This window comes from Pseudomonas sp. 910_21, from assembly GCF_052850735.1.
Window position 1 is genome coordinate 267,641 of record NZ_VXCY01000002.1, and the last position, 26,895, is coordinate 294,535.

Here is a 26,895-nt window from a genome sequence, read left to right on the forward strand (position 1 = left end):
CCTGACTGGTCATGCTGATAATGAAGTTATTGTTTTAGCGGTGAACTTAGTCGATGACGCAGCCGGCCCGGTTATTGGCCCAGTACGCTTCGTAACTTTCGGCAGTGCGGGAGTCCTTGAAGGCATAGGTCTTCAACAGCCAGCGCGCAGCGGCACTGTCAGGATTGAGGATGTCGATCTTTTCCCGGTTATGCAGGCCATCCTGATTGGCGAACGTCAGCAGGTCGCCGGTGAGAATGCGGTGGCGCTTGCATTGAGAGCGGGTCATCGCACTTTTGAAGGCAATGAAGGCATCCCGTGCTTCGAGCGGCGCTTCTTCAGCGACACAGGTCATGGTGTCAAGGAAGCGAATGGAGTGAGCGTTACTCAGGATCGGGTGTTTCTCGGAGGTGCTCAGTTGTTTGTTCATGTCCCGTGAGAAGACATCGAAAACCGTATAGAAGTGTGGCTCGCGCAAGCAGGCGATGTGCTTGGGCTCGAGGTTGCTGACGATGTCCGCGCCGTCGATGTAGCCGGTGTAGATCAGGTCATCATCGGGGCAGCGCATGCCCAGCAGGGTGATGTAGTCGGCCCGGACTTTGTGTGCTGTGCGGTCGTTGTGAAACACCAGCTCGCTGTCGCTGAACCCGGTGAGCTGCCCGCTGTATTTCTTGATCGCGATGACATCGGTAAAGAAGTCACCCTGGTTTCTGGTTTCGTAGGACAGCAGCGGAGTGCCTGTCAGTTGGGCGAACAGTTCGAGAAAGGCTTCGCTGATGAACTTGTTCTTTTTCAGGTGTTTGTCACTGACTGGATCGTCGGGGTCCAACTCGGGGATCACCTTGTCCATAGGGCAGTTACGTATAACGTGGATCTTTTGCTGGTGACGGGCTCGTTCATTGCTGATGGTTTGGCAGGCCTTTACAAAACGCTGTGGAACCTGGGAATGCAGCTCTCGTATTTCTTCTGAAAAGTCGCTGTAGTTCTTGTAGGGCGATAGCTGGACGTGTTCAAGAAGACTCAGTAGTTGCGCCTTTTCACCGGCTTCAAAAATAAATAGCGGGATCATTGGTTTCCTCCATGGAATAAGATCGGACTAGTTAATCGAGTGGTTAGGTTGTTAGCGTATGTAAGTCAGAGTGCGACGCGTGCCGCTCTTCAAGTTATGCAGCACGCGCTTTAGTTGTGACACGTTTGTAAAGGAGCAACTTCAAGCCGAGCCAAGTTCCAGCGCATAGTTTTTTTCAACGCGCGGAAACAGCGGTACGGTCAACAGGGCACAAAAGGCGGCTGCCAGCCACACCAGGCTCCAGGAGAAGTGAGTCATGAGCGCGGACGCGGCGATGGGGGTCGCGAACAGCACCACAAACACGCAGGTATTGCCCATGGCCAAGGCTGTACCGGCCCGACTGGCGCCGGCCAGTGTGGCCAGTTCGGTGTAGGCAACACCGTGCCAGGCGGACACGCTGATCCCGGCGATGACCATCACACCGATGATCAGGGCACTGGCCAGCGGGGTCTGGCTGATGCCATAGAAGCTGGCGGCCGATACCGTTGCGCTCAAGGCCACAAAGGTCAGGGTGCTCAACCAGGCGCAGGCTTTAAGGTAGCTGCGGCGGTTTTTGTTTTTGTCGGTCCAGCGTCCGCTCCAGATCCTGCTGACGATTGCGCCAATCTGGATCACCGCCAAGGTCGCGGAAACCAGGGTGATGTTGATGTTGCCAAAGTCATGAAAGAACACCGCCGCATAGGTGAGGATGGCAAATTGCGGGGCGCAGAGCAGGCCGATGGCCAAGACGATTCGCCAGATTCTCGGGTCTTTCAATGGGCTGTTGCTGCTCTCCAGGCTCTGTTTTTTTGCTGCGCTGCTGGAGAAGTCCGGCTCATACAGCCATAACCAGGCAAACAGGGCGGCCACCAGGCAGAACAGGGCGGACGCCGTGAATACTTCGATAAAACCGTAGGTATGAGCCAGGTAGGGCAACACCACCGCGCCCAAGGCATAGCCCCCGGGTACAGCGGTCTGCCGAATGCTCATGGCCAGCCCTCGCTCGCCTTCCTTGAACCAGGCCATGATGGCCCGGCCGCTGGCGCCGTTGACGCTGCTGCCCAGCAGGCCCACGGTGAACAGCCCCGCCGCCAGCAGGACCACCGTGGGGGCATAAAAGGCCAGCATGGCCAGGATCAGCAAGGCGATGCCGGAGGTCAGAAGCCCGGTCAACAGAACCGGACGATCCCCCCAGCGATCGGTGAGCAGCCCCCACGGAATCTCGCTGATGGCGATGCCCAGTCCGAGCACCCCCAGGACCAGCCCCAGCTCGGCGTTGTCCAGCTGATAGGTGGCGCGCATATAGACCGCTGTAGCGGGCAGTCCCCCCACCACACTGGAAAAGCTGGCGTTGGCCGCAACGCCGACGCCGAGCACTTTCCAACGGTGACCGTTATCTACAGGCATAAGAATCCCACTAGTTAAATAGTTGTGGGTCAAAAGACTCTCATGGGAGTATCGTCTCGAATATCAAATAATTTTGCGTGTTAGTCCCAAAAAACAGGATTGTCATGAGACCAGTAAATTTCGATTTGGATGTCATGCGCAGTTTCGTCACAGGGGTTGAATTGGGCAGTTTTGCCAAGGCGGCGCAAAAGCTCGCTCGTTCGACATCGGCCATCAGCGCCCAGTTGAAGAAACTCGAAGCCCAGGCGGGTTCGCCCTTGTTCAAGAAGGCCGGCCGCAGGCTGGCACTGACGGACACCGGGGAAGTGCTACTGAACTACTCCCGGCGGCTCTTAAGCCTCAACGATGAAACCATCACCGCGGTGTCCGAGCTCAAGCTCAAAGGCTGGGTGCGCCTGGGGCTTCAGGAAGACCTGGGCAGCTTCCTGCCCACGGTGTTGGGCCGCTTCGCCAGGGCCCATCCGGATGTTCGGGTCGAAGCCCGCATCGCGCGCAATGGCGATCTGCTCAGCCGCATCGAAAACGGCTCCCTGGATCTCGCCGTGGCTTGGGGGGCAGAGCGGACCACCGGGTATCAGGAAGTGGTGGCGGACCTGCCCATGCAGTGGATCGGCTCATCGCATCAATACCTCGACTGGCGCGTCGAGTCGGGAACGCCGTTGCCGATCATTGCGTTCGACGCGCCTTGTCCATTTCACTCGATGGCCACTGAAGCCCTCAACCGTGACGGGATTCCCTGGTTGCTGTCGTTCACCAGCTCCAGCCTCAATGGCCTATCCGCGGCAACCGAAGCCGGCTTGGGCTACACCATCCGCACGGCCCTGGGCCTGCAACCAGGCACCGAGCTTCTGCAGGCCGGCGACCGCGGCTTGCCAGCCTTGCCCTCAATCGCCCTCACGCTGCATCGCCGAGAGGCAACCCCAGACCCGCTGACCGAACGGCTATCGAACATCGTGATACAGGCCATCCGCAGTGAGATCGTTTACTGACGGGGATGCTTTGAGCGCGGCCTTGCCGAGCGGATATCGCGGAGCAAGGGTTTGCAGCGGGGCTATTGTTGAGTACAGAGATTCGATCAGCAGAGAGCGCACGATGAACAAGTTCGTTTGGCCGGCACTGGTTGTTTTGCTGTTTACCCAGTCACCGGCCCACGCCATCAATGAAAAGTATCGCCAGCAGCTTGAGCAGTCGGGCTGTACCCAGATGACCGAGCTTCAGGGGTGCGACATCCACAAGAGCAAGGCGGAAAACGCCCAGGCCGGATTTGCCGACCCTTACACACCCGCCGCCGCTGCTGACAGCGCCAAGGAACAGACCCCCTACGCCGGACAGTGGACGGCCAAAAGCGCTACTGGCGCGACAGTGGCCACCATTCGTATCGATGCCAAAGAGCATGTGTGGGTGAACGGCAAAGAGGTCAAAGCCAAACGCACGGATGGCGCCCTGCAATTTCGCCAGGGCACGCTGCTGTTCACCATTCAAGGTGATCGACGCCTGAAGAATGAAGACGTCTGGATGGATAGCGATGCTGGAACCAAGGGGGCGATTCAGATCGAATGAGGATTCGGACAGGCACAAAAAAACCGGCTCAAGTGGCCGGTTTTTTTGGGTTCAAGATGCATTGAGCGGCATCTTGAGATATGTACTTGGTGCCCCGAGGGAGACTCGAACTCCCACTTCTTGCGAAAACGGATTTTGAATCCGCCGCGTCTACCAATTCCGCCATCAGGGCTCAATGGCGGCGAAGTATAGAGAGGCGGTTACCGTTGGTCAATCGGCTTTCGTGGTCAATTTTTAGTTATTCCGCTAAACTTTCCGGCCCTGCTAGACGAACCCCATCATGCGCGTTGCTGACTTTACCTTCGAGCTTCCTGATTCGCTGATCGCCCGCCATCCTTTGGCCGAGCGTCGCGGCAGCCGTCTGTTGACCCTGGATGGGCCAACCGGCGCCTTGGCCCACCGTCAATTCACCGATCTGCTGGAGCATTTGCGTCCGGGCGATCTGATGGTGTTCAACAATACCCGGGTGATTCCGGCCCGTCTGTTTGGCCAGAAGGCCTCCGGCGGCAAGCTGGAGATCCTCATCGAGCGGGTGCTGGACAGCCATCGGGTGCTGGCCCATGTGCGCTCCAGCAAGTCGCCCAAGCCTGGGTCGAAGATCCTGATCGACGGCGGTGGCGAGGCCGAGATGCTGGCGCGCCACGACACGCTGTTCGAGCTGGGCTTCGCCGAGGAGGTGCTGCCGCTGCTGGATCGGGTCGGGCACATGCCGTTGCCTCCTTATATAGACCGCCCGGATGAGGGCGCGGACCGTGAGCGTTATCAGACCGTGTACGCCCAGCGTCTGGGGGCTGTTGCGGCGCCCACGGCGGGGCTGCATTTCGACCAGCCGCTGCTGGAGGCCATTGCTGCCAAGGGCGTGGAGACAGCGTTCGTGACCCTGCATGTCGGCGCCGGCACTTTCCAGCCGGTGCGGGTCGAGCGCATCGAAGATCACCATATGCATCACGAGTGGCTGGAAGTCGGCCAGGACGTGGTGGATGCGGTTGCCGCATGCCGTGCTCGCGGTGGTCGGGTGGTGGCGGTGGGCACCACCAGTGTGCGTTCCCTGGAAAGTGCCGCGCGCGATGGCGTGCTCAAGCCGTTCAGCGGCGACACCGATATCTTTATCTACCCGGGCCGGCCGTTCCATGTGGTCGATGCCCTGGTGACCAACTTCCATCTGCCGGAATCCACGCTGTTGATGCTGGTTTCGGCGTTCGCCGGTTATCCCGAGACCATGGCCGCCTATCGCGCCGCGGTGGAAAATGGATACCGCTTTTTCAGCTACGGTGATGCGATGTTCATCACCCGTAATCCCGCGCCAACCGCTCCCAAGGATCTGGCCCCCGAGGAAACTGTATGAGTCGCACCTGTCGTATGTCCTTCGAGCTCCTGGCCACTGATGGCAAGGCTCGTCGCGGTCGCCTGACCTTCCCCCGCGGTACGGTGGAAACCCCGGCCTTCATGCCGGTGGGCACCTACGGCACGGTCAAGGGCATGCTGCCGCGGGATATCGTCGCCACCGGCGCCGAGATCATCCTCGGCAACACGTTCCACCTGTGGCTGCGCCCGGGCACCGAGGTGATCAAGGCTCACGGTGACCTGCATGACTTCATGCAGTGGAACGGCCCGATCCTCACCGACTCCGGCGGTTTCCAGGTGTTCAGCCTGGGCGCCATGCGCAAGATCAAGGAAGAGGGCGTGACCTTCGCCTCGCCGGTGGACGGTGCCAAGGTGTTCATGGGCCCGGAAGAGTCGATGCAAGTGCAGCGCGACCTGGGTTCGGACATCGTGATGATCTTCGACGAGTGCACCCCGTATCCGGCCGATGAAGACGTGGCGCGGATTTCCATGGAGCTGTCCCTGCGCTGGGCCCAGCGTTCCAAGAACGCCCATGGCGACAACACGGCGGCGCTGTTCGGTATCGTCCAGGGCGGCATGCACCAGGACCTGCGCATGCGTTCCCTGGAAGGCCTGGACAAGATCGGCTTCGACGGCCTGGCCATCGGCGGCCTGTCGGTGGGCGAGCCCAAGCATGAAATGATCAAGGTCCTGGACTACCTGCCGGGCCAGATGCCTGCCGACAAACCTCGTTACCTTATGGGAGTTGGCAAGCCGGAAGATCTGGTTGAGGGTGTGCGCCGCGGTGTGGACATGTTCGATTGCGTGATGCCAACCCGCAATGCCCGCAATGGGCATCTGTTCATCGATACAGGCGTGCTGAAAATCCGTAACGCGTTCCATCGCCATGATGATTCGCCGCTGGACCCAACTTGTGATTGCTACACCTGTCAGAACTTCTCCCGTGCTTATCTGCATCACTTGGACAAGTGCGGGGAAATGCTCGGGAGTATGCTCAATACCATCCATAATTTGCGCCATTACCAGCGTCTTATGGCTGGTTTGCGCGAGGCTATTCAACAAGGTACATTGGCCGCCTTTGTCGATTCCTTCTATGCCAAACGCGGGTTGCCCGTGCCGCCTTTAGAATAAGTTCTAAAGACGTTAAGCCACTAATTTTGCAATTATCGGAGTGTTAAATGAGCTTTTTGATCCCTGCCGCGTATGCGGACGCCGCTGCACCTGCCGCTGCCGGTCCTGCTGGCACTGGTTTCGAGTGGATTTTCCTGATCGGTTTCCTGGCCATCTTCTATCTGATGATCTGGCGTCCACAGGCCAAGCGCGCCAAAGAGCAGAAAAACCTGCTGGGCAGCCTGCAGAAAGGCGACGAAGTTGTGACCACTGGCGGTATCGCCGGCAAGATCAACAAGGTGACCGACGACTTCGTGGTTCTGGAAGTGTCGGACTCCGTTGAACTGAAGTTCCAGAAGGGCGCGATCGCTGCCACGCTGCCAAAAGGCACGCTGAAAGCCATCTAAGTTTCATCTTTTACCAATCGACGGGGCGCGCAAGGCGCCCCGCGTCATAAACGGGCGGCGTGATGCTGAACAAATATCCTCTGTGGAAGTACCTACTGATCCTGGCGGTGCTGGCGATCGGTTTTATTTATTCCGCTCCCAATCTATACCCTGATGATCCGGCCATTCAGGTCAGCGGTGCGAGCACTGCGTTGCAGGTCACTCAGGCGGATCTGGATCGTGCGAGCAAAGCGCTCACCGACGCCGGTATCAACGTCAAGGCTTCTTCCATTGCTGCCAACGGCAAGGGCGGCCTGCTGCGCTTGATCAACAAGGAAGACCAGCTTCCGGCCAAGGATGTAGTGCGCAAGGCGCTGGGCGATGACTATGTGGTGGCGTTGAACCTGGCGCAAACCACCCCGCAATGGCTGCGCAACCTCGGTGCGCACCCGATGAAACTGGGTCTGGACTTGTCCGGTGGTGTGCACTTCCTGCTGGAAGTGGACATGGACAAAGCCCTCGACGCCCGCCTGAAAGTCTATGAAGGCGACGTCAAGAGCCTGCTGCGCAAAGAGCGTCTGCGCTATCGCAGCCTGCCGCAGCTCAACGGCGCCATCCAGCTGGGCTTCAGCGATGAAGACAGCCGTGAACAGGCTCGTTCGCTGATCCGCAAGAACTTCAACGATTTCGATATCGTACCGGCCGACCTCAATGGCCAACCGGTGCTGCGTCTGGCGATGACCCCGGCCAAGCTGGCGGAAATCCGCGAATACTCCATCAAGCAGAACTTGACCACCGTGCGTAACCGGGTCAACGAGCTGGGTGTGGCCGAGCCTCTGGTTCAGCGTCAGGGTGCCAACCGTATCGTGGTTGAGCTGCCGGGCGTGCAGGACACTGCTGAAGCCAAGCGGATCCTGGGCAAGACCGCCAACCTGGAATTCCGTCTGGCCGCCGAGCCGGGTGCTTCCAAGGCGACTTCCGAGTCTTTCGAATTCCGTGAGGGCAACCGTCCTCCCGCGCAGATCGAGCGCGGCCTGATCATCACGGGTGACCAGGTGACCGATGCCCAGGCCGGTTACGATGAACACGGCCGTCCACAGGTGAACATCAAGCTTGATGGTCACGGTGGCGAGCTGATGAACCGTTCGACCCGCACCAACGTCGGTCGCAGCATGGCGGTGATCTTCATCGAGCAGAAGCCGACCACCACCTACACCAAGCAAGTGGTGAACGGTGTTGAGAAAGACGTGCCGGTGCAGACCTTCAAGGAAGAGAAGAAGATCATCAGCCTGGCGACCATTCAGTCGCCGCTGGGCAGCCAGTTCCGGATCACTGGCCTGAACGGCCAGGGCGAATCTTCCGAGCTGGCGCTGCTGCTGCGTGCCGGTGGTCTGGCGGCTCCGATGTACTTCGCCGAAGAGCGCACAATCGGTCCAAGCCTGGGTGCTGACAACATCACCAAGGGTATCGATGCGTCGCTGTGGGGCATGCTGTTCGTGTCGCTGTTCATCATCGCCATCTACCGTTTCTTCGGTGTCATCGCCACTGTGGCACTGGCATTGAACATGGTGCTGCTGCTGGCCCTGATGTCTCTGCTGGGGGCAACGCTGACCCTGCCGGGTATCGCCGGTATCGTCTTGACCATGGGTATGGCGGTGGACGCCAACGTACTGATCTTCTCGCGGATACGTGAAGAGATCGCCGCGGGCATGACTGTGCAGCGGGCAATCAACGAAGGCTTCGGCCGGGCATTCACCGCGATCCTGGACTCCAACCTGACCACCTTGCTGGTGGGTGGCATTCTGTTCGCCATGGGTACCGGTCCGGTCAAAGGCTTTGCGGTGACCATGTCCCTCGGGATCTTTACCTCGATGTTCACGGCCATCTGGCTGACCCGTGCGATGGTCAACCTGATCTTCGGCGGTCGTGACTTCAAGAAGTTGTGGATTTAAGGGGCTGCCATGTTACGTACTATTAACTTCATGGGCGTGCGCAACGTTGCGTTCGGCGTCACTGTGCTGCTCACCGTCCTGGCATTGTTCAGCTGGTTCCACAAAGGCTTGAACTACGGTCTGGACTTCACCGGCGGTACGCTCATCGAGCTGACCTACGAGCGTCCGGCGGACGTGATGAAGGTGCGTTCGCAGCTGAACGATGCCGGTTATCACGAGGCTATCGTGCAGAGCTTCGGTGCTACCACCGACCTGCTGGTGCGGATGCCGGGTGAGGACCCGCAACTGGGTCATCAGGTGGCCGAAGCGCTGCAGAAGGTTGGCGGTGACAACCCGGCGCAGGTCAAGCGCGTCGAGTTCGTCGGCCCGCAAGTGGGTGAAGAGCTGCGGGACCAGGGCGGTCTCGGCATGCTCATGGCCCTGGGTGGCATCCTGATCTACCTGGCCTTCCGCTTTCAGTGGAAGTTCGCGGTGGGCGCCATCGTTTCGCTGATCCACGACGTGATCGTGACGGTGGGTATCCTCTCGTTCTTCCAGATCACCTTCGACCTGACGGTGCTGGCGGCAGTGCTGGCGATCATTGGTTACTCCCTCAACGACACCATCGTGGTATTCGACCGGGTGCGTGAGAACTTCCGTGTGTTGCGCAAGGCCAGTCTGATCGAGAACATCAACATCTCGACCACCCAGACCCTGCTGCGCACCATGGCCACCTCGATCTCCACCTTGCTGGCGATCGTGGCTCTGTTGTTCTTCGGCGGCGACAACCTGTGGGGCTTCTCCATCGCTCTGTTTGTCGGTGTGTTGGCGGGTACCTACTCGTCGATCTATATCGCCAACGTGGTGTTGATCTGGCTGAACCTGAACAGCGAGGATCTGATTCCTCCGGCCAATACCGAGAAGGAAGTGGACGACCGTCCGTGAGGATCTAGCCCTTTTCCGGCTGTCAGTTAAAAAGGCGCGAGTGTTGAACTCGCGCCTTTTTTATTGCTCCAACGCTGGGAGAAGCGCGGGCTAAGTCCCGTTTGTATGGTCAGGAGGTTCACGTGAACAAGTCGTTGCTGGTTGGTGCGGTATTGGGTGCTGTCGGTGTCACCGCCGGGGGTGCTGTTGCCACCTACAGCCTGGTTAAAAGCGGCCCTGAGTATGCGCAAGTGCTGGCCGTACAGCCGGTCAAACAACAGATCAAGACCCCTCGTGAAGTCTGCAAGGACGTCGCCGTGACTCGCCAGCGCCCGGTCAAGGATGAGCATCAGATCCTGGGTACCGTGGCGGGTGCGGTGGGCGGTGGTCTGCTGGGTAGCATGATTGGTGGTGGTAATGGCAAGAAGATCGCCACCGTGGCGGGTGCCGTTGGCGGTGGCTATGCCGGCAACAAGGTGCAGGAAGGCATGCAGGAGCGTGACACCTACACCACCACCCAGACTCGCTGTAACACGGTCAATGACATCAGTGAGAAGGTCGTGGGTTATGACGTGAAGTACGACCTGGGCGGCAAGCAAGGCCAGGTGCGCATGGATCGTGATCCGGGCAATCAGATTCCGGTGGATAAAGAGGGTCGCCTGATTCTGGGTCAGAACCAGAATCAACCTGGCCAATAACCCTCGCTTGTAGGGGTTGGCTTACCGGCGAATGGGCTTTGAGATCGCCTTCGCCGGCAAGCCGGCTCCTACAGGTCGGGTTTTGCGGACATAAAAAAAGCACCCCTCGGGGTGCTTTTTTGTCGCTGGCGTTTAGCGCTTCAGCGAAGCCGGCAGGTGCGGCTGGATGGCGGTCAGGACCGCTTTGAAGCATTTGGTGTTGCCAGCCACCACGTGGCCTTTTTCCAGGAAGTCGTGACCGCCGGTGAAGTCGCTCACCAGGCCGCCGGCTTCTTGGATCAGCAGGGCGCCTGCTGCCATGTCCCATTCGGACAGACCCGATTCCCAGAAGGCGTCGAAACGACCGGCAGCCACGTAGGCCAGGTCCAGGCTTGCAGCACCGGCGCGACGGATGCCGGCGGTCTGGCCTACCAGGGCGCGGAACATGCCCAGGTAGTTGTCCAGGTTGTCCATCTGGTCGTCACGGAAAGGGAAGCCGGTGCCCAGCAGGGCGCCGTCGAGGCTGGTGCGGCCGCTGACGCGCAGGCGGCGACCGTTCAGCTGGGCGCCACGGCCACGACTGGCGGTGAATTCTTCCTGACGAACCGGGTCCAGGACCACAGCGTGTTCCAGGCGACCACGGTATTTGCAGGCGATGCTCACGGCAAAGTGCGGGATGCCGCGCAGGAAGTTGGTGGTGCCGTCCAGTGGGTCGATGATCCACAGGTAGTCTTCGCCTTCGCCGCTGCCGGCGTGCAGGCCGGTTTCTTCGCCGAGGATGGCGTGGGTCGGGTAGGCCTTGCGTAGCGCGTCGATGATCTTCTGCTCGGCAGCGCGATCAACTTCGGATACGTAGTCTTTGGCGTCTTTTTCGTCGACCTTGATGGTATCCAGGCGCTCGATGGAGCGGAAAATCAATTCACTGGCGCTGCGGGCGGCGCGCAGCGCGATATTCAGCATTGGCTGCATGGATAGGTCACCTAAGGTTGTTAAAGAAAGCCGAGCATTCTAGCAGAAAACTTTTGCAGATGAAGGTCGGTGTTCGCTTTTGATTGCATTGATCCGCTGTGTGGCGTTCTCCGGTGGCGAGTGTTTGTGTCGCTTGCTGGGCGCCTTTATAGAATGTCGGAATCTTTCGGGTGGTTATTTTTGAGGCGGGAGTCTTGCCTGTTCTGTAAGATTTGCTCCCCCTTACCGTGTCCGAGAGCGCATCCCTTGCTGCAGAACATTCGTGTCGTCCTGGTCAATACCAGTCATCCGGGCAATATCGGCGGGGCTGCGCGTGCCATGAAGAACATGGGCTTGTCGCGGCTGGTGCTGGTGGAGCCTCGGGTATTTCCGTCCCACGAGGCGGATGCGCGGGCTTCCGGCGCCACCGATATCCTGGCCAATGCCCAGGTGGTCGCCACCCTTGAGGATGCATTGGCGGGTTGCACGCTGGTGTTTGGCACCAGTGCTCGCGACCGGCGCATTCCCTGGCCCTTGCTTGATCCGCGTGAGTCCGGCCTCAAGGTGGTAGAGGAAGCCGGGCAGGGTGCGCAGATCGCCCTGGTGTTTGGTCGTGAAGATTCCGGCCTGACCAATGATGAGCTGCAGCGATGTCATTTCCACGTGCATATCCCGTCGGATCCGGAGTTCAGCTCGCTGAACCTGGCTACGGCGGTGCAGGTGCTGACTTATGAAGTGCGCATGTCCTGGCTGGCGGCCCAAGGCCGGCCAACCAAGGTAGAGAAGGATGAAGTGGCTTCGCCGCGCAGTGAAGAACTGGCGACCATGGATGAGTTGGAGCGGTTCTATGAGCATCTGCAGCAGACGCTGGTGGCCATCGACTTCCTCGATCCGGAAAAGCCGCGGCACTTGATGGCGCGCCTGCGTCGGTTATACGGTCGCAGCTCGGTCAGTCGGGCGGAAATGAATATATTGCGTGGCATTCTCACGGAAACCCAGAAAGCGGCCCGTGGAGAGCTACAGAAGCGGAAGGATCAGTGATGTTCGAGCGTCTTCGTGAAGATATCCAAAGCGTATTCCATCGTGACCCGGCGGCGCGCAATGCCTTCGAGGTGTTGACCTGCTACCCGGGCATGCACGCGATCTGGATTCATCGTTTGTCCGGTGCCTTGTGGGGCATGGGCTGGAAATGGCTGGCCCGGCTGGTGTCGAACTTCGGTCGTTGGTTGACCGGGATCGAAATTCATCCGGGAGCCAAAGTCGGCCGTCGCTTCTTTATCGACCATGGCATGGGCATTGTCATTGGCGAAACCGCTGAGATCGGCGATGACGTGACCCTCTATCAGGGGGTGACCCTGGGTGGCACCAGCTGGAACAAGGGTAAGCGCCATCCGACCCTGGAAGACGGTGTGGTGGTGGGGGCGGGTGCCAAGGTGCTGGGGCCCTTCACTGTGGGAGCGGGGGCTAAGGTCGGTTCCAATGCGGTGGTGACCAAGGCGGTGCCGGCCGGAGCGACGGTGGTGGGCATTCCTGGGCGGATCATCATGAAGTCCAGCGACGAGCAGACAGCCAAGCGCAAGGCCATGGCGGAAAAGCTCGGTTTCGATGCCTACGGAGTCGGCGAGGACATGCCGGATCCGGTGGCTCGGGCGATTGGGCAGTTGCTGGATCACTTACAGGCAGTTGATGGTCGCCTGGAGGATATGTGCGGCGCGCTGAAGGATCTGGGCAGTGACTACTGCGCCAAGGATCTGCCCCAATTGCGTGAAGAGGACTTCGCTGAAGTCAAGGGCAAGGACGGCAGCCAGGTCGGCTGAAGTCCTGCAAGCCGGCTCCTTGCAGGGGCTGGCTCGCTGGCGAAATGGTCGCGATGGCCGGTAAACGCCCCGTGGGTCAGTTACTGCCATCCTGCTGTGCCATTACGTCGCAGACTTTGCTATGATTCGCGCGCTCTTTTGCGGGTAAACCCGACTAAAGTAGTTGGTCTTATAGTTGACTCGATTACTCGGGTATTGCATACTCGCCTCCATTCCGAAACTCCGTGGTACTTGTCCATGCGACTGACTACTAAAGGCCGATACGCCGTGACCGCCATGCTTGATCTGGCGTTGCACGCGCAACATGGCCCGGTCTCCCTGGCCGATATCTCTGAGCGCCAAGGCATCTCCCTGTCCTACCTCGAACAGCTTTTCGCCAAACTGCGCCGCAGTAATCTGGTGTCCAGCGTCCGGGGTCCTGGTGGCGGCTACCAGCTGTCCCGTGACATGCAGGGGATCCAGGTGGCTCAGGTGATCGATGCGGTGAACGAATCGGTCGATGCAACCAAATGCCAGGGGCTGGGTGACTGCCATGCCGGCGACACCTGCCTGACCCATCACCTGTGGTGCGATTTGAGCCTGCAGATTCACGAATTTCTGAGCGGTATCAGCTTGGCTGATCTTGTTACTCGCCGTGAGGTACAAGAAGTAGCCCAGCGTCAGGACCAGCGCCGCTGTAATGGCAAGGCGCCGCGCCTGGACAAGATTGAAGCGTCCGCCGTCGAATGACAGCCAAAGAGCTAGCGGTACGCCAGCCAGCCTGATTTAGGAGAGAGTCCATGAAATTGCCGATTTACCTTGATTACTCAGCGACCACCCCGGTTGATCCGCGTGTCGCGCAAAAGATGAGTGAATGCCTGCTGGTCGACGGAAACTTCGGTAACCCGGCGTCCCGCTCTCACGTGTTCGGCTGGAAGGCTGAAGAGTCGGTGGAAAATGCCCGTCGCCAAGTGGCTGACCTGGTGAACGCCGACCCGCGTGAAATCGTCTGGACTTCCGGTGCTACCGAGTCCGACAACCTGGCAATCAAGGGTGTCGCGCATTTCTATCACACCAAGGGCAAGCACCTGATCACCTCGAAGATCGAGCACAAGGCTGTCCTGGACACCATGCGCCAACTTGAGCGTGAAGGCTTCGAAGTCACCTACATCGAGCCCGGTGAAGACGGCCTGATCACCCCGGCCATGGTTGAAGCCGCCCTGCGCGACGACACCATCCTGGTGTCGATCATGCACGTGAACAACGAAATCGGCACCGTGAACGACATTGCCGCCATCGGCGAGCTGACCCGTTCCAAAGGCATCCTGTTCCACGTTGATGGTGCTCAGTCCACCGGCAAGGTCGAGATCGACCTGCAGGCGCTGAAAGTCGACCTGATGTCTTTCTCTGCCCACAAAACCTACGGCCCTAAAGGCATTGGCGCGCTGTACGTCAGCCGCAAGCCGCGTGTGCGCCTGGAAGCCACCATGCACGGCGGCGGTCATGAGCGCGGCATGCGTTCCGGCACCCTGGCCACTCACCAGATCGTCGGCATGGGTGAAGCCTTCCGCGTTGCCAAGGAAGACATGGCTGCCGAGAACGTTCGCATCAAAGCCTTGAGCGACCGTTTCTACCAGCAGGTCGAGCACTTGGAAGAGCTGTACATCAACGGCAGCATGACCGCCCGCGTACCGCACAACCTGAACCTGAGCTTCAACTACGTTGAAGGCGAGTCGCTGATCATGGCCCTCAAGGACCTGGCAGTATCGTCCGGTTCGGCTTGCACCTCGGCATCCCTGGAGCCTTCATACGTACTGCGCGCCCTGGGCCGCAACGACGAACTGGCACACAGCTCGATCCGCTTCACCTTCGGCCGTTTCACCACCGAAGAAGAAATCGATTATGCCGCGCAGAAAGTCTGCGAGGCCGTTACCAAGCTGCGCGCTCTGTCGCCGCTGTGGGACATGTTCAAAGATGGTGTCGATATCTCGAAGATCGAGTGGGCGGCACACTGAATATAAGTCGCCGCAAACGGGTTCTGTAGAGCGTGTCGGCAACGGCGGTGTACGGAACCCCAAGAGCGACTCTCTGATGAGTGAGGATTAAGAATCATGGCTTACAGCGAAAAGGTCATCGACCACTACGAGAACCCGCGCAACGTCGGCAAGATGAATGCGGAAGATCCGGATGTCGGCACCGGCATGGTCGGCGCTCCTGCCTGCGGCGACGTGATGCGCCTGCAGATCAAGGTCAATGAGCAGGGCATCATCGAAGACGCCAAGTTCAAGACTTATGGCTGCGGTTCCGCCATTGCTTCCAGCTCCCTGGCCACTGAGTGGATGAAGGGCAAGACGCTGGATGAGGCCGAAACCATCAAGAACACCCAGCTGGCTGAAGAGCTGGCCCTGCCTCCAGTGAAGATCCACTGCTCGGTTCTCGCCGAAGACGCCATCAAGGCCGCCGTTCGCGACTACAAGCAGAAGAAAGGCCTGATCTGATCGATCGGCTTTCACAGATTTGGCGACAAGTAAGGAGTCACGATGGCTATCAGCATGACAGAAGCGGCTGCTCAACACGTGCGACGCTCCCTCAATGGGCGCGGCAAGGGTGATGGGATTCGTCTGGGTGTTCGCACCACAGGCTGTTCCGGCCTTGCCTATGTGCTGGAGTTCGTCGACGAGATCGGCGAGGACGATCAGGTGTTCGAAAGTCACGGCGAGAAAGTGATTATCGACCCGAAAAGCCTGACCTATCTGGACGGCACCGAGCTTGATTTCGTCAAGGAAGGGTTGAACGAAGGCTTCAAGTTCAACAACCCCAACGTGCGCGGTGAATGTGGCTGCGGCGAAAGCTTCAACATCTGAGGCTTCTTGTGGGTACTCCTTGTCATTTCGCTTTATTTGAGCTGCAACCGAGTTTCCGCCTGGATCTCGAGCAGTTGGCCGCGCGCTACCGTGAGTTGGCGCGTGGGGTTCATCCAGACCGTTTTGCCGATGCTTCCGAGCGCGAGCAGCGTCTGGCCCTGGAGCAGTCGGCAAGCCTCAACGAGGCTTACCAGACCCTCAAGAGTCCGCCCAAGCGCGCCCGTTATCTCCTGGCCTTGAATGGTGGTGAGTTGCCGCTGGAGGTCACGGTGCATGATCCGGAGTTTCTTCTGCAGCAGATGCAGTGGCGCGAAGAGCTCGAAGACTTGCAGGACAGCGCCGACCTGGCTGGAGTGGCGGCATTCAAGCGTCGACTCAAGACTGCACAGGATGAACTGAACGAAAGCTTCGCAGCCTGTTGGGATGATGCAGCGCAACGCGAGCAGGCCGAACGCCTGATGCGGCGCATGCAGTTCCTCGACAAGCTCACCTACGAAGTGCGCCAGTTAGAAGAGCGCCTCGACGATTAACCCAGTGCCGCTCCGGTCGCACGCCTGATATACAGATAAGTCCAGATAAGCATGGCCCTACTGCAGATCGCCGAACCCGGCCAAAGTCCTCAACCGCACCAGCGTCGTCTGGCTGTGGGGATCGACTTGGGCACTACCAATTCGCTGGTCGCTGCCTTGCGCAGTGGTCTTTCCGAGCCTCTGGCCGACGCGCAGGGCCAGGTGATTCTGCCGTCGGCCGTGCGTTATCACGCCGACCGCGTTGAAGTGGGTGAGTCCGCCCGCCTGGCTGCGCCCTCCGACCCCCTGAACACCGTGCTCTCGGTCAAGCGCCTGATGGGGCGCGGTCTGTCCGACGTCAAGCAATTGGGTGAGCAACTGCCTTATCGCTTCGTTGATGGTGAGTCGCACATGCCGTTCATCGAGACCATCCAGGGGCCGAAAAGCCCGGTGGAAGTATCGGCTGAAGTGCTCAAGGTCTTGCGTCAGCGTGCTGAGGCGGCCCTGGGTGGCGAGCTGGTGGGTGCGGTGATTACCGTTCCGGCCTATTTCGATGACGCCCAGCGTCAAGCCACCAAGGATGCGGCCAAGCTGGCTGGCCTGAATGTGCTGCGCCTGCTCAACGAACCTACTGCGGCAGCTGTGGCTTATGGTCTGGATCAGCACGCCGAAGGCGTGGTTGCGATCTATGACTTGGGTGGCGGCACCTTCGATATTTCCATTCTGCGCCTGACTGGCGGTGTCTTCGAAGTCCTGGCTACCGGTGGCGATACTGCCCTGGGCGGCGACGACTTCGATCACGCCATTGCCGGCTGGATCATCGAGGGCGCGGGCCTGTCCGCCGACCTCGACCCGGGTACCCAGCGCAGTCTGTTGCAAGCCGCCTGTGCGGCCAAGGAAGCCTTGACCGGCGCCGCGTCCGTGGAGGTGGTGTATGGCGATTGGCGTGCCACCCTGACTCGCGAAGCCTTCGATGCGCTGATCGAGCCGATGGTTGCCCGCAGCCTCAAGGCCTGTCGTCGTGCTGTACGCGATTCCAATGTCGAATTGGATGAAGTGCAGGCGGTGGTCATGGTGGGCGGTTCGACCCGCGTGCCGCGTGTGCGTGAGGCGGTGGCTGAAATGTTCGGTCGCCAGCCGTTGACCGAGATCGATCCGGATCAAGTGGTGGCCATTGGTGCCGCGATCCAGGCCGATACCCTGGCCGGCAACAAGCGTGAAGGCGGCGAATTGCTGCTGCTGGACGTGATTCCGCTGTCTTTGGGGCTGGAAACCATGGGCGGGCTGATGGAGAAGGTGATTCCGCGCAACACCACCATCCCGGTTGCCCGTGCCCAGGACTTCACCACTTACAAGGATGGCCAGACGGCCATGATGATTCATGTGCTGCAGGGTGAGCGCGAGCTGATCAGCGACTGCCGTTCCCTGGCGCGCTTCGAACTGCGCGGCATCCCACCGATGGTGGCCGGGGCGGCGAAGATTCGCGTGACCTTCCAGGTCGACGCCGATGGCCTGCTCAGTGTCTCTGCCCGAGAGCTGGGGTCGGGTGTTGAAGCCAGCATTCAGGTCAAGCCGTCCTACGGCCTGACCGACGGCGAAATCGCCAAGATGCTCAAGGACTCCTTCCAGTACGCCGGCGACGACAAGGTGGCCCGCGTGCTGCGTGAGCAGCAGGTTGATGCCCAGCGCCTGATCGAGGCCGTGCAGGGCGCCCTGGACGCCGACGGTGATCGTCTGCTGGACGCTGAAGAGCGCATGGTCATCGAACTGCAGATGCAGGAACTGAGTGAATTGATGCGTGGCACCGATGGTTACGCCATCGAGCAGCAGACCAAGCGTCTGTCGCAAGTGACCGATGCCTTTGCTGCCCGCCGCCTGGATTCGACGGTGAAAGCCGCGTTGGCGGGGCGCAACCTGAATGAAATCGAGGAATAACTGATGCCGCAGATCATTTTTCTGCCACACGCCGTGTTCTGCCCGGACGGTCTGGTTGTCGAGGTCGAGCCCGGTGTTTCGGTGCTCGACGTGGCCCACGACCACCACATCGAGATCGAGAGCGCCTGCGGCGGCGTCTGCGCCTGCACTACCTGCCATTGCATCATTCGTGAAGGGTTTGACTCGCTGAACGAAGCCGACGAGCTGGAAGAAGACTTGCTGGACAAGGCCTGGGGCCTGGAAGCACAGTCGCGCCTGTCGTGCCAGGCCATCGTTGGTGATGAAGACCTGACCGTTGAAATTCCCAAGTACTCACTCAACCATGCCGCCGAAGCGCCGCACTGATTCAAGGAGTCGTCATGAGTCTGAAGTGGGTTGATGTACTGGAAATCGCGATCCAGCTGGCTGATTCCAAGCCGGATGTGGACCCGCGTTATGTGAACTTTGTCGACTTGCACCAATGGGTTCTGGCACTGCCAGAGTTCAGCGACGATCCGGCTCGCGGAGGCGAGAAGGTTCTTGAAGCAATTCAGGCCGCCTGGATCGACGAAGCGGACTGAATCCGCGGGCTACGCAGTTAGGCAATCCCTATAAACCCGCGTATAATTCGCGGGTTTAATTTTTCGCTTTAATCACCGTTTCTGGAGTTACACCATGGCTGTTCAACGTACTTTCTCCATCATCAAGCCTGACGCTGTTGCAAAAAACGTTATCGGCAAGATCGTTTCCCGTTTTGAAGAAGCCGGCCTGCGCGTTGTAGCTTCGAAAATGAAGCAACTGTCCAAGGCTGAAGCTGAAGGCTTCTACGCTGAGCACAGCGAGCGTGGCTTCTTCGGCGAACTGGTTGCCTTCATGACTTCCGGTCCGGTTGTTGTTCAGGTTCTGGAAGGCGAAAACGCCATCGCTCGCAACCGTGAGCTGATGGGCGCTACCAACCCTAAAGAAGCTGCTGCCGGCACCATCCGTGCTGACTTCGCCGAGTCCATCGACGCCAACGCCGTTCACGGTTCGGACTCCGAAGCTGCCGCTGCTCGCGAAATCGCTTACTTCTTCGCAGCTACTGAAGTAACCGCTCGCTGAGTAAGGCTGGCGAGTGAGGGGTGAGACCATGACTACATCGATCGGCAAAACTAACCTGTTGGGGTTGACTCAACCGGAAATGGAGAAATTCTTCGACTCAATCGGGGAGAAGCGTTTCCGTGCCGGTCAGGTAATGAAATGGATTCACCACTTTGGCGTCGATGATTTCGACGCCATGACGAATGTCGGCAAGGCCTTGCGCGAGAAGCTCAAGGCCGTTGCCGAGATTCGCGGTCCGGAAGTGGTCAGCGAGGACATCTCCAGCGACGGCACCCGCAAATGGGTGGTGCGCGTGGCGTCCGGCAGCTGCGTCGAGACCGTTTACATTCCCCAGGGCAAACGCGGCACTCTGTGCGTTTCGTCCCAGGCAGGCTGTGCCCTGGATTGCAGTTTCTGCTCCACCGGCAAGCAAGGCTTCAATAGCAACCTCACCGCCGCCGAAGTTATCGGCCAGGTGTGGATTGCCAACAAATCCTTTGGCAGCGTCCCGGCGACCGTCGACCGTGCCATCACCAACGTGGTGATGATGGGCATGGGTGAGCCGCTGCTGAACTTCGACAACGTCATCGCTGCGATGCACCTGATGATGGACGACCTGGGCTACGGCATTTCCAAGCGTCGTGTGACCCTGTCCACCTCCGGCGTGGTGCCGATGATCGATGAGCTGGCCAAGCACATCGACGTGTCCCTGGCGTTGTCCCTGCACGCACCCAACGATGCGCTGCGCAACCAGCTGGTGCCGATCAACAAGAAGTACCCGCTGAAGATGCTCCTCGAGTCCTGCCAGCGCTACATGTCCTCCCTGGGCGAGAAGCGTGTGCTGACCATCGAGTACACCCTGCTCAAGGACGTCAACGACAAGCTGGAACACGCGGTTGAAATGATCGAGTTGCTCAAGGACATTCCTTGCAAGATCAACCTGATCCCGTTCAACCCGTTCCCGCATTCCGGGTACGAGCGTCCGAGCAACAACGCCATTCGTCGTTTCCAGGATCAACTGCATCATGCCGGCTTCAATGTCACCGTGCGTACGACTCGCGGTGAAGACATCGATGCCGCCTGCGGTCAGTTGGTCGGGCAGGTGCTGGACCGCACCCGTCGTAGCGAACGTTATATCGCCGTGCGTGAGCTGAGCGCCGACGCCGATATGCCGCAAAGCGCCGCGACCCGTACCTGAGAGAGGATCTCCATGACCCTGCGCTTCGCGCTGCTCCTGCTTGTTGCCAGCCTCTGTGCTGGCTGTGTTCTGTCGGGTGATTCCAATCCGATGAACACCAGCAAGGGCCGCGATGAGGCACGTGAGGCCTATGTACAGTTGGGCCTGGGGTATCTGCAGCAGGGGATGAGCGAAAGGGCCAAGGTGCCGTTGAAAAAGGCCCTGGAGCTGGCGCCTGCCGATGCTGACGCCAATGCCGCCCTGGCGCTGGTGTTCCAGGCCGAGATGGAACCTGTGCTTGCCGATGAGCACTTTCGCCAAGCCCTCGCAGCCCGTCCGGACAGTACGCGTATCCTCAACAACTACGGCAGCTTCCTGTTCGAAGAAAAACGTTACAAAGAGGCTTATCAGCGCTTCGAGCAGGCCGCTGCTGATACTCTGTACCCCGAGCGTTCCCGGGTGTTCGAAAACCTCGGTATGACCGCTTCCAAGCTGGGCCAGCGTGAGTTGGCCCAACTGCAACTGGAAAAAGCCCTGCGCTTGAATCACCAACAGCCCCGCGCATTGCTGGAAATGGCTGAGTTGTCTTACGAAGACAGGCATTATGTGCCCGCGCGTGACTATTACGATCGTTTTAGCCTGCTCGAAGAGCAAAATGCACGTAGTCTATTGCTCGGCGTTCGGCTGGCAACGGTGTTCGAAGATCGCGACAAGGCCGCCAGTTACGGTCTGCAACTAAAACGACTTTATCCCGGTACGCCGGAATATCAGCAATACCTGTCGGAGCAATGATGAAAGCGGCGCATCCCGAAGTTCAAGCAGTGACTCGCGTAAACCCCGGTGAGACCCTGCGTCAGGCCCGCGAAAGCAATGGTTGGTCGCTGGCTGAAGTGGCCCACAAGCTCAACCTCACCGTGAGCTCCCTGAGCAATCTGGAAGCCGGCGCGTTCGACAAGCTGCCGGGGCACACCTTTGCCCGCGGCTATATCCGCGCCTACGCCAAACTGCTGGGCATGGACCAGGCCATCCTGGTACAGGAATTCGATCAGTACACCGGTACCGACTCCCAAGGCAGCAGCGTTCACGCCCTGGGTCGTATCGAAGAGCCGGTACGGGTTTCCCACACCATCCTGCGCATCGTCAGCTTGCTGCTGTTGGTGGCTGTGGTGGGTGGCGGTTTCATCTGGTGGCAGGATCAGTCCTCCTTGCGCGGCAAGGAGCCGATCTCCTTGAGTCCCGAGCATGTCGAGGTCGAGGGTGCCGATGGCACCACTCAGATCCATCCAATCGACGAGCCGGAAGACCAGGCCGTCGCCGAAGGTCAGAGCGAAGCGGTGGTCAACGCCGGGCAGCCGGAGAGCCAGGCAGCGGGTGAAGCGCCTGCCAGTCCGGCAGCGCCTGTTGCGACGGCTCCGGCTGCAACGCCTGTTACGCCGCCTGTTGCGCCAGTGACTCCGGCACGCGCGGCGCCGGCTACGGCACCGGCCGTTACCGCTCCAGTGGTTCAGGCGCCTGCTCCGGCAGCCGCGCCTGCCAACGCCTTGAGCCCGGCGGCAGTGGCCCCGGCAACCCCAGCTGCAGGTTCGGCCCAGGTGCAGATCCAGTTCAGCGCCGATTGCTGGGCCCAGGTTATCGATGGCAACGGCAAGATTCTGCTCAGCGCCCTCAAGCGCAAGGGTGAAGCGGTTGATGTCAGCGGCAAGCCACCTTTTGCCGTACGTCTGGGTTATGCCCGTGGCGCACAAATTTCTTACAACGGTCAGGCGGTGGATATCGCCCCGTTCACCAGTGGCGAGACCGCTCGCCTGAAGTTAGGTCAATAAGTCATGCACGGCGAATCTCCAATCAAACGTCGCGAGTCCCGCAAGATCTGGGTCGGCTCGGTACCGGTCGGTGGCGATGCCCCGATCGCGGTGCAGAGCATGACCAACAGCGACACCAACGATGTGGCCGCAACCGTCGCCCAGATCAACCGCCTGGAAGCTGCCGGTGTCGACATCGTGCGGGTCTCGGTGCCGGACATGGACGCCGCCGAGGCGTTCGGCCGCATCAAACAGCAGGTCAAGGTGCCGTTGGTGGCCGACATTCACTTCGACTACAAGATCGCCTTGCGCGTAGCCGAGCTGGGTGTCGATTGCCTGCGGATCAACCCCGGCAACATCGGTCGCGAAGACCGGGTGCGTGCGGTGGTGGATGCCGCCCGTGACCGCGGGATTCCGATTCGTATCGGGGTCAATGCCGGTTCCCTGGAAAAAGACCTGCAGAAAAAGTACGGCGAACCGACCCCAGCGGCGCTGGTTGAGTCGGCACTGCGCCACGTCGAGCACCTTGAACGCCTGAATTTCAAGGACTTCAAGGTCAGCGTGAAGGCATCCGATGTGTTTATGGCCGTCGAAGCCTATCGGTTGCTGGCCAAGGAAATCATCCAGCCCCTGCACCTGGGGATCACCGAAGCCGGCGGATTGCGTTCAGGCACGGTGAAATCCGCTGTCGGCCTCGGTATGCTGCTGGCCGAAGGCATTGGCGATACCATTCGCATCTCGTTGGCGGCCGACCCGGTCGAGGAAGTGAAGGTCGGCTACGACATTCTCAAGTCCCTGCACCTGCGTTCCCGTGGCATCAACTTCATCGCCTGCCCGAGCTGCTCGCGGCAGAATTTCGATGTGGTGAAAACCATGAACGAACTGGAAGGGCGCCTTGAAGACCTGCTGGTACCGCTGGATGTCGCAGTGATCGGTTGCGTGGTCAACGGTCCGGGTGAAGCCAAGGAAGCGCATATCGGCCTGACCGGTGGTACGCCGAACCTGATCTACATCGACGGCAAGCCGGCACAGAAACTGACCAATGACAATCTGGTGGACGAGCTTGAAAAGCTGATCCGGCAGAAGGCGGCCGAAAAGGTCGAAGCCGACGCAGCGCTGATCGCTCGCGGCTAACCGAACGTATTTAAGGATTTTTTGTGAGCAAGTCTCTGCAAGCCATTCGTGGCATGAATGACATCCTGCCCGAGCAGACCCCCCTGTGGCGTTATTTCGAGGGCACTGTGGCGCGTCTGCTGGATAACTACGGTTACAAGCAGATCCGCATGCCAATCGTCGAGTTCACCGAGCTGTTCAAGCGCTCCATCGGCGAAGTGACCGACATCGTCGAAAAAGAGATGTACACCTTCGAAGACCGCAACGGCGATTCCTTGACCCTGCGTCCGGAAGGCACCGCGGCGTGCGTACGTGCTGTGCTCGAGCACGGCATCACTGGCGGTGGTCAGGTGCAGAAGCTCTGGTACATCGGCCCGATGTTTCGTCACGAGCGCCCGCAGAAAGGCCGCTATCGCCAGTTCCACCAGATCGGTTGCGAGGTTTTCAACCTCGACGGTCCGGACATCGATGCTGAGCTGATCGTGTTGACCTGGCGCCTGTGGGGCGAGCTGGGTATCCGTGATGCGGTCAAGCTGGAACTGAACAGCCTGGGCACCGCTGAGGCCCGAGCACGTTATCGCGACGCGCTGGTGGCGTTCCTGTCGGCGCGCATGGACAAGCTGGACGAAGACAGCCAGCGTCGCCTGAAGACCAATCCGCTGCGCGTGCTCGATACCAAGAACCCGGACACTCAAGCCGTGCTGGTGGACGCGCCCAAACTGGCCGACTACCTGGACGAAGAGTCCCGTGTGCACTTCGAAGGGCTCAAGGCCCGTCTGGACGCCGCAGGCATCCCTTATGTGATCAACCCGAAGCTGGTGCGCGGGCTGGATTACTACAGCAAGACCGTTTTCGAGTGGGTCACCGACAAGCTCGGCGCCCAGGGGACTGTCTGTGCCGGCGGCCGTTACGACGGTCTGGTCGAGCAGATGGGCGGCAAACCTACTCCGGGTGTTGGTTTCGCCATGGGGATCGAGCGTCTGGTGCTGCTGCTGGAAACCCTGGAGCAGATCCCGCAAGAGATCTCGCGTCAGGTCGACGTTTACCTCTGCGCCTTCGGGGAGGCTGCCGAACTGGCCGCACTGGCGCTGAGTGAGCGCGTTCGAGACCAATTGCCGAACCTGCGTCTGCAGATCAATGCCGGTGCCGGCAGCTTCAAGAGCCAATTCAAGAAAGCCGACAAGAGCGGTGCGTTGTACGCGCTGATCCTCGGTGACGACGAACTGGCCCAGCAAGTGGTAGGTTTCAAACCCCTGCGTGGCCAGGGTGAACAACAAAGCATTGCCTGGGATGCGCTCGCTGCGCACCTGGCCACCTGCGTCGTGCAGGGTTGAAGCTGTCAAACAGCCGATTTAGCGAATAAGGAGTATTGGGGTGTCGAGTACCGAAGATGAACAGCTGGCGGAATTGAAAGACTGGTGGCAGCGTAACGGCAAACCCCTGGTGACTGGCGGCCTGCTGGCCCTGGTTATCGTGTTCGGCTGGCAGGCCTGGCACAAGTATCAGAACAATCAGTCGCAAGGCGCTTCGGTGCTCTATCAGCAACTGCTTGAAACCACCTTGACGCCGGATGGCAAGCCTGACGCTGCCCGGGTTGCGGATCTGGCCGGCAAGCTCAACAGCGAATTCGGCGGCACTGCCTATGCGCAATACGGCAACCTGTTCGTGGCCAAGGTAGCCGTGGACACCGGCAAGCTGGACGACGCAGCGGCGCAGTTGAAAGCGGTAGCCGACAAGCCGGCGAACCCGACCCTGGGTGAAGTGGCGCGTCAGCGTCTGGCCCAGGTACTGGCAGCGCAGAACAAGGCTGATGAAGCCCTGAAGCTGCTCGACGGTGATGCCGACAAGGCGTTCCTGGCGACCCGCGAAGAACTCAAGGGTGATCTGCTGGTCCAGTTGGGCCGTGTGGATGAAGCCCATGCGGCATACCAAAAAGCCAAGGCGGCGCTCTCGGATGAAGCAGCGGTCGGTGGCTTACAAATCAAGCTGGACGACCTGGCCAAAGGGGATGCATGACGTGATCCGTTGGAAACATGCAGCATTGCTGGCTCTGGCCTTGTTGGCCGCGGGTTGCAGCAGCAACAGCAAGAAAGAACTGCCGCCGGCTGAACTGGTCGACTTCAAAGAAGAAGTGGTCCTGCAGAAGCAGTGGAGCCGTTCGATCGGTGACGGTCAGGGCGAAACCTACAACATGCTGGTGCCGGCCATCGATGGTGACACCATCTATGCCGCCGACGTGACTGGCGTTGTGGTTTCCATGGATCGCATGAACGGCGACGTCAAATGGAAGAAAGATCTCGAACTGCCTGTTTCCGGCGCCGTCGGCGTGGGTTACGGCCTGGTCATGATCGGCACTCTGAAAGGCGAAGTGGTTGCCCTGGATGCTTCCAGCGGTGAAGAGAAGTGGCGCGCCCGGGTCACCAGTGAAGTGCTGGCTCCGCCAGCCACCAACGGTGACGTGGTGGTGGTCCAGACTCAGGATGACCGGGTGATTGGCCTCGATGCCAGCACCGGCAACCAGCTCTGGCTCTACGACAGCACTCCAGCGGTACTGACCCTGCGGGGCACCAGTGCGCCGTTGGCCACCAACCGTCTGGCCCTGGCCGGTCTCTCCACTGGCAAGGTGGTGGCGCTGGATATCCGCAACGGCGTGCCGGTGTGGGAGCAGCGTGTCGCTATTCCACAAGGCCGTTCCGAGCTGGATCGGGTAGTGGACATCGACGGCGGCTTGCTGCTGTCCGGCGGTACCCTGTACGTCGCCAGCTACCAGGGACGTGTGGTTGCCCTGGACCTGGAGAGCGGTCGTCCGCTGTGGCAGCGTGACGCTTCCAGCTATGCCGGTGTGGCGCAAGGTTTTGGCAGCGTCTATGTCAGCCTGTCGTCGGGCACCGTGGAAGGCGTGGACGAACGTTCGACTACGGCCCTGTGGAGCAACGACTCCCTGGCCCGTCGTCAACTGTCGGCCCCGGAAGTCTTCTCCAGCTACGTAGCGGTGGGCGACCTGGAAGGTTACCTGCACCTGCTGAGCCAGGTTGACGGTCGTTTCGTCGGTCGTACCCGCATCGATAGCGACGGCCTGCGCGCTCGTCCGCTGGTAGTGGGCGACATGATTTATGTGTATGGCAACAGCGGCAAACTGGAAGCCCTGACCATCAAGTAATGGTTTGACTATGCTTGGGGGGATCCCCAAGCGAACTGTAGGAGCGGGCTTGCTCGCAATGGATGCCAGGTGACGCCAGCTTGCTGGATGAGCGCGGCGCCATGGAGTCAATCGCGAGCAAGCTCGCTCCTACAGTGCTGCCCCGAGCACCAGCCGCTGCCTCGCA

General features: G+C 59.9%; 29 protein-coding genes and 1 tRNA gene. 26 read left to right on the plus strand and 4 right to left on the minus strand.

The window, feature by feature from the left end:
* Positions 1–46 precede the first annotated feature (46 nt).
* Positions 47–1,048 carry a taurine catabolism dioxygenase TauD gene (locus tag FW796_RS06290; RefSeq protein WP_446439152.1) on the minus strand — a complete coding sequence of 334 codons (1,002 nt, stop codon included), beginning with the start codon at positions 1,046–1,048 and terminating at the stop codon, positions 47–49.
* 141 nt (positions 1,049–1,189) lie between these two features.
* Positions 1,190–2,434 carry an MFS transporter gene (locus FW796_RS06295; RefSeq protein ID WP_346633943.1) on the minus strand — a complete coding sequence of 415 codons (1,245 nt, stop codon included), beginning with the start codon at positions 2,432–2,434 and terminating at the stop codon, positions 1,190–1,192.
* A 104-nt stretch (positions 2,435–2,538) separates the two neighbouring features.
* On the opposite strand from FW796_RS06295, the gene FW796_RS06300 reads away from it, so the two are divergent.
* Both FW796_RS06300 and FW796_RS06305 read left to right on the plus strand, forming a co-directional pair.
* The gene (locus tag FW796_RS06300; protein WP_346633944.1) at positions 2,539–3,423 is read left to right on the plus strand and encodes a LysR substrate-binding domain-containing protein; all 885 of its coding nucleotides are present in this window, start codon (positions 2,539–2,541) and stop codon (positions 3,421–3,423) included.
* Positions 3,424–3,526: 103 nt separating this feature from the next.
* Positions 3,527–3,994: a hypothetical protein gene (locus FW796_RS06305; protein ID WP_446439153.1), complete on the plus strand. Its 468-nt coding sequence runs from the start codon at positions 3,527–3,529 to the stop codon at positions 3,992–3,994.
* 87 nt (positions 3,995–4,081) lie between these two features.
* Here FW796_RS06305 and FW796_RS06310 read toward each other — a convergent pair.
* Positions 4,082–4,166: transfer RNA gene (locus FW796_RS06310), tRNA-Leu, on the minus strand.
* A 108-nt stretch (positions 4,167–4,274) separates the two neighbouring features.
* Between FW796_RS06310 and queA the strand changes: the two genes are divergently transcribed.
* The 6 genes from queA (at position 4,275) to FW796_RS06340 (ending at position 10,387) form a co-directional block, all read left to right on the plus strand.
* Positions 4,275–5,339 (plus strand): tRNA preQ1(34) S-adenosylmethionine ribosyltransferase-isomerase QueA, encoded by a 1,065-nt coding sequence (gene queA / locus FW796_RS06315; RefSeq protein ID WP_102860388.1) that lies wholly within the window; start codon positions 4,275–4,277, stop codon positions 5,337–5,339.
* 14 nt (positions 5,340–5,353) lie between these two features.
* Positions 5,354–6,469: a tRNA guanosine(34) transglycosylase Tgt gene (gene tgt, locus FW796_RS06320; RefSeq protein ID WP_161799191.1), complete on the plus strand. Its 1,116-nt coding sequence runs from the start codon at positions 5,354–5,356 to the stop codon at positions 6,467–6,469.
* 47 nt (positions 6,470–6,516) lie between these two features.
* Entirely contained in the window at positions 6,517–6,855 is a 339-nt protein-coding gene (yajC, locus tag FW796_RS06325; RefSeq protein ID WP_015636884.1) for a preprotein translocase subunit YajC, read from the plus strand.
* Between the two features lie 62 nt (positions 6,856–6,917).
* On the plus strand, positions 6,918–8,786 hold the full coding sequence (secD, locus tag FW796_RS06330; RefSeq protein WP_346633953.1) for a protein translocase subunit SecD: 1,869 nt from the start codon (positions 6,918–6,920) through the stop codon (positions 8,784–8,786).
* Between the two features lie 9 nt (positions 8,787–8,795).
* Positions 8,796–9,710: a protein translocase subunit SecF gene (gene secF, locus FW796_RS06335; RefSeq protein WP_041119737.1), complete on the plus strand. Its 915-nt coding sequence runs from the start codon at positions 8,796–8,798 to the stop codon at positions 9,708–9,710.
* Positions 9,711–9,832: 122 nt separating this feature from the next.
* The gene (locus tag FW796_RS06340) at positions 9,833–10,387 is read left to right on the plus strand and encodes a glycine zipper 2TM domain-containing protein (RefSeq protein ID WP_102880808.1); all 555 of its coding nucleotides are present in this window, start codon (positions 9,833–9,835) and stop codon (positions 10,385–10,387) included.
* Between the two features lie 132 nt (positions 10,388–10,519).
* Here FW796_RS06340 and suhB read toward each other — a convergent pair whose 3' ends face one another.
* Positions 10,520–11,335: a type III secretion system regulator SuhB gene (gene suhB, locus FW796_RS06345; protein WP_011063220.1), complete on the minus strand. Its 816-nt coding sequence runs from the start codon at positions 11,333–11,335 to the stop codon at positions 10,520–10,522.
* Between the two features lie 246 nt (positions 11,336–11,581).
* On the opposite strand from suhB, the gene trmJ reads away from it, so the two are divergent.
* From trmJ to bamB, 18 genes are all read left to right on the plus strand, one after another.
* A complete protein-coding gene (gene trmJ, locus FW796_RS06350; protein ID WP_123724706.1) occupies positions 11,582–12,355 on the plus strand; it encodes a tRNA (cytosine(32)/uridine(32)-2'-O)-methyltransferase TrmJ in 774 nt (257 codons plus the stop codon).
* Complete coding sequence (gene cysE / locus FW796_RS06355; RefSeq protein ID WP_346633954.1) at positions 12,355–13,131, plus strand: serine O-acetyltransferase; 777 nt, start codon at positions 12,355–12,357, stop codon at positions 13,129–13,131. Before trmJ ends, cysE begins: the two co-directional genes overlap by 1 nt.
* Positions 13,132–13,368: 237 nt before the next feature.
* Positions 13,369–13,860, plus strand: a complete 492-nt coding sequence (iscR, locus tag FW796_RS06360; protein WP_011063217.1) for a Fe-S cluster assembly transcriptional regulator IscR — start codon at positions 13,369–13,371, stop codon at positions 13,858–13,860.
* A gap of 50 nt (positions 13,861–13,910) precedes the next feature.
* Positions 13,911–15,125, plus strand: a complete 1,215-nt coding sequence (locus FW796_RS06365; RefSeq protein WP_123328769.1) for an IscS subfamily cysteine desulfurase — start codon at positions 13,911–13,913, stop codon at positions 15,123–15,125.
* 96 nt (positions 15,126–15,221) lie between these two features.
* Positions 15,222–15,608, plus strand: a complete 387-nt coding sequence (gene iscU, locus FW796_RS06370) for a Fe-S cluster assembly scaffold IscU (RefSeq protein ID WP_007929523.1) — start codon at positions 15,222–15,224, stop codon at positions 15,606–15,608.
* A gap of 42 nt (positions 15,609–15,650) precedes the next feature.
* Complete coding sequence (gene iscA / locus FW796_RS06375; RefSeq protein WP_007929524.1) at positions 15,651–15,974, plus strand: iron-sulfur cluster assembly protein IscA; 324 nt, start codon at positions 15,651–15,653, stop codon at positions 15,972–15,974.
* A gap of 8 nt (positions 15,975–15,982) precedes the next feature.
* The gene (gene hscB, locus FW796_RS06380; protein ID WP_011063215.1) at positions 15,983–16,504 is read left to right on the plus strand and encodes a co-chaperone HscB; all 522 of its coding nucleotides are present in this window, start codon (positions 15,983–15,985) and stop codon (positions 16,502–16,504) included.
* Between the two features lie 51 nt (positions 16,505–16,555).
* Positions 16,556–18,418, plus strand: coding sequence for a Fe-S protein assembly chaperone HscA (hscA, locus tag FW796_RS06385; protein WP_346633955.1), 1,863 nt, complete (start codon positions 16,556–16,558; stop codon positions 18,416–18,418).
* A gap of 3 nt (positions 18,419–18,421) precedes the next feature.
* Entirely contained in the window at positions 18,422–18,763 is a 342-nt protein-coding gene (gene fdx, locus FW796_RS06390; protein WP_346633956.1) for an ISC system 2Fe-2S type ferredoxin, read from the plus strand.
* A 14-nt stretch (positions 18,764–18,777) separates the two neighbouring features.
* Positions 18,778–18,978 carry a Fe-S cluster assembly protein IscX gene (gene iscX, locus FW796_RS06395; RefSeq protein ID WP_102860397.1) on the plus strand — a complete coding sequence of 67 codons (201 nt, stop codon included), beginning with the start codon at positions 18,778–18,780 and terminating at the stop codon, positions 18,976–18,978.
* A gap of 94 nt (positions 18,979–19,072) precedes the next feature.
* Positions 19,073–19,498: a nucleoside-diphosphate kinase gene (gene ndk / locus FW796_RS06400; protein WP_025129556.1), complete on the plus strand. Its 426-nt coding sequence runs from the start codon at positions 19,073–19,075 to the stop codon at positions 19,496–19,498.
* A gap of 28 nt (positions 19,499–19,526) precedes the next feature.
* Positions 19,527–20,675 carry a 23S rRNA (adenine(2503)-C(2))-methyltransferase RlmN gene (gene rlmN, locus FW796_RS06405; RefSeq protein ID WP_102860398.1) on the plus strand — a complete coding sequence of 383 codons (1,149 nt, stop codon included), beginning with the start codon at positions 19,527–19,529 and terminating at the stop codon, positions 20,673–20,675.
* A gap of 12 nt (positions 20,676–20,687) precedes the next feature.
* Positions 20,688–21,446: a type IV pilus biogenesis/stability protein PilW gene (pilW, locus tag FW796_RS06410; protein ID WP_346633957.1), complete on the plus strand. Its 759-nt coding sequence runs from the start codon at positions 20,688–20,690 to the stop codon at positions 21,444–21,446.
* Positions 21,446–22,477: a helix-turn-helix domain-containing protein gene (locus FW796_RS06415; protein ID WP_404937590.1), complete on the plus strand. Its 1,032-nt coding sequence runs from the start codon at positions 21,446–21,448 to the stop codon at positions 22,475–22,477. Before pilW ends, FW796_RS06415 begins: the two co-directional genes overlap by 1 nt.
* 3 nt (positions 22,478–22,480) lie before the next feature.
* Positions 22,481–23,590: a flavodoxin-dependent (E)-4-hydroxy-3-methylbut-2-enyl-diphosphate synthase gene (ispG, locus tag FW796_RS06420; protein WP_011063207.1), complete on the plus strand. Its 1,110-nt coding sequence runs from the start codon at positions 22,481–22,483 to the stop codon at positions 23,588–23,590.
* A 23-nt stretch (positions 23,591–23,613) separates the two neighbouring features.
* Complete coding sequence (hisS, locus tag FW796_RS06425) at positions 23,614–24,903, plus strand: histidine--tRNA ligase (RefSeq protein WP_346633959.1); 1,290 nt, start codon at positions 23,614–23,616, stop codon at positions 24,901–24,903.
* A 40-nt stretch (positions 24,904–24,943) separates the two neighbouring features.
* Positions 24,944–25,585, plus strand: coding sequence for a tetratricopeptide repeat protein (locus tag FW796_RS06430; RefSeq protein WP_123724699.1), 642 nt, complete (start codon positions 24,944–24,946; stop codon positions 25,583–25,585).
* Positions 25,578–26,729, plus strand: coding sequence for an outer membrane protein assembly factor BamB (gene bamB, locus FW796_RS06435; RefSeq protein ID WP_346633960.1), 1,152 nt, complete (start codon positions 25,578–25,580; stop codon positions 26,727–26,729). The genes FW796_RS06430 and bamB overlap by 8 nt, the downstream gene beginning before the upstream one ends.
* Positions 26,730–26,895 lie beyond the last annotated feature (166 nt).

What these genes read in the sequence shown, in the direction of transcription:
- pilW (WP_346633957.1), top strand. Translation starts at nt 20,688, where the DNA reads ATGACCCTGCGCTTCGCGCTGCTCCTGCTTGTTGCCAGCCTCTGTGCT.
- FW796_RS06365 (WP_123328769.1), top strand. Translation starts at nt 13,911, where the DNA reads ATGAAATTGCCGATTTACCTTGATTACTCAGCGACCACCCCGGTTGAT.
- hscA (WP_346633955.1), top strand. Translation starts at nt 16,556, where the DNA reads ATGGCCCTACTGCAGATCGCCGAACCCGGCCAAAGTCCTCAACCGCAC.
- cysE (WP_346633954.1), top strand. Translation starts at nt 12,355, where the DNA reads ATGTTCGAGCGTCTTCGTGAAGATATCCAAAGCGTATTCCATCGTGAC.
- FW796_RS06415 (WP_404937590.1), top strand. Translation starts at nt 21,446, where the DNA reads ATGAAAGCGGCGCATCCCGAAGTTCAAGCAGTGACTCGCGTAAACCCC.
- yajC (WP_015636884.1), top strand. Translation starts at nt 6,517, where the DNA reads ATGAGCTTTTTGATCCCTGCCGCGTATGCGGACGCCGCTGCACCTGCC.
- tgt (WP_161799191.1), top strand. Translation starts at nt 5,354, where the DNA reads ATGTCCTTCGAGCTCCTGGCCACTGATGGCAAGGCTCGTCGCGGTCGC.
- iscU (WP_007929523.1), top strand. Translation starts at nt 15,222, where the DNA reads ATGGCTTACAGCGAAAAGGTCATCGACCACTACGAGAACCCGCGCAAC.
- secF (WP_041119737.1), top strand. Translation starts at nt 8,796, where the DNA reads ATGTTACGTACTATTAACTTCATGGGCGTGCGCAACGTTGCGTTCGGC.
- queA (WP_102860388.1), top strand. Translation starts at nt 4,275, where the DNA reads ATGCGCGTTGCTGACTTTACCTTCGAGCTTCCTGATTCGCTGATCGCC.
- suhB (WP_011063220.1), bottom strand. Translation starts at nt 11,335, where the DNA reads ATGCAGCCAATGCTGAATATCGCGCTGCGCGCCGCCCGCAGCGCCAGT.
- iscA (WP_007929524.1), top strand. Translation starts at nt 15,651, where the DNA reads ATGGCTATCAGCATGACAGAAGCGGCTGCTCAACACGTGCGACGCTCC.
- iscX (WP_102860397.1), top strand. Translation starts at nt 18,778, where the DNA reads ATGAGTCTGAAGTGGGTTGATGTACTGGAAATCGCGATCCAGCTGGCT.
- bamB (WP_346633960.1), top strand. Translation starts at nt 25,578, where the DNA reads ATGCATGACGTGATCCGTTGGAAACATGCAGCATTGCTGGCTCTGGCC.
- secD (WP_346633953.1), top strand. Translation starts at nt 6,918, where the DNA reads ATGCTGAACAAATATCCTCTGTGGAAGTACCTACTGATCCTGGCGGTG.
- FW796_RS06300 (WP_346633944.1), top strand. Translation starts at nt 2,539, where the DNA reads ATGAGACCAGTAAATTTCGATTTGGATGTCATGCGCAGTTTCGTCACA.
- rlmN (WP_102860398.1), top strand. Translation starts at nt 19,527, where the DNA reads ATGACTACATCGATCGGCAAAACTAACCTGTTGGGGTTGACTCAACCG.
- fdx (WP_346633956.1), top strand. Translation starts at nt 18,422, where the DNA reads ATGCCGCAGATCATTTTTCTGCCACACGCCGTGTTCTGCCCGGACGGT.
- FW796_RS06295 (WP_346633943.1), bottom strand. Translation starts at nt 2,434, where the DNA reads ATGCCTGTAGATAACGGTCACCGTTGGAAAGTGCTCGGCGTCGGCGTT.
- FW796_RS06290 (WP_446439152.1), bottom strand. Translation starts at nt 1,048, where the DNA reads ATGATCCCGCTATTTATTTTTGAAGCCGGTGAAAAGGCGCAACTACTG.
- ndk (WP_025129556.1), top strand. Translation starts at nt 19,073, where the DNA reads ATGGCTGTTCAACGTACTTTCTCCATCATCAAGCCTGACGCTGTTGCA.
- FW796_RS06305 (WP_446439153.1), top strand. Translation starts at nt 3,527, where the DNA reads ATGAACAAGTTCGTTTGGCCGGCACTGGTTGTTTTGCTGTTTACCCAG.
- iscR (WP_011063217.1), top strand. Translation starts at nt 13,369, where the DNA reads ATGCGACTGACTACTAAAGGCCGATACGCCGTGACCGCCATGCTTGAT.
- ispG (WP_011063207.1), top strand. Translation starts at nt 22,481, where the DNA reads ATGCACGGCGAATCTCCAATCAAACGTCGCGAGTCCCGCAAGATCTGG.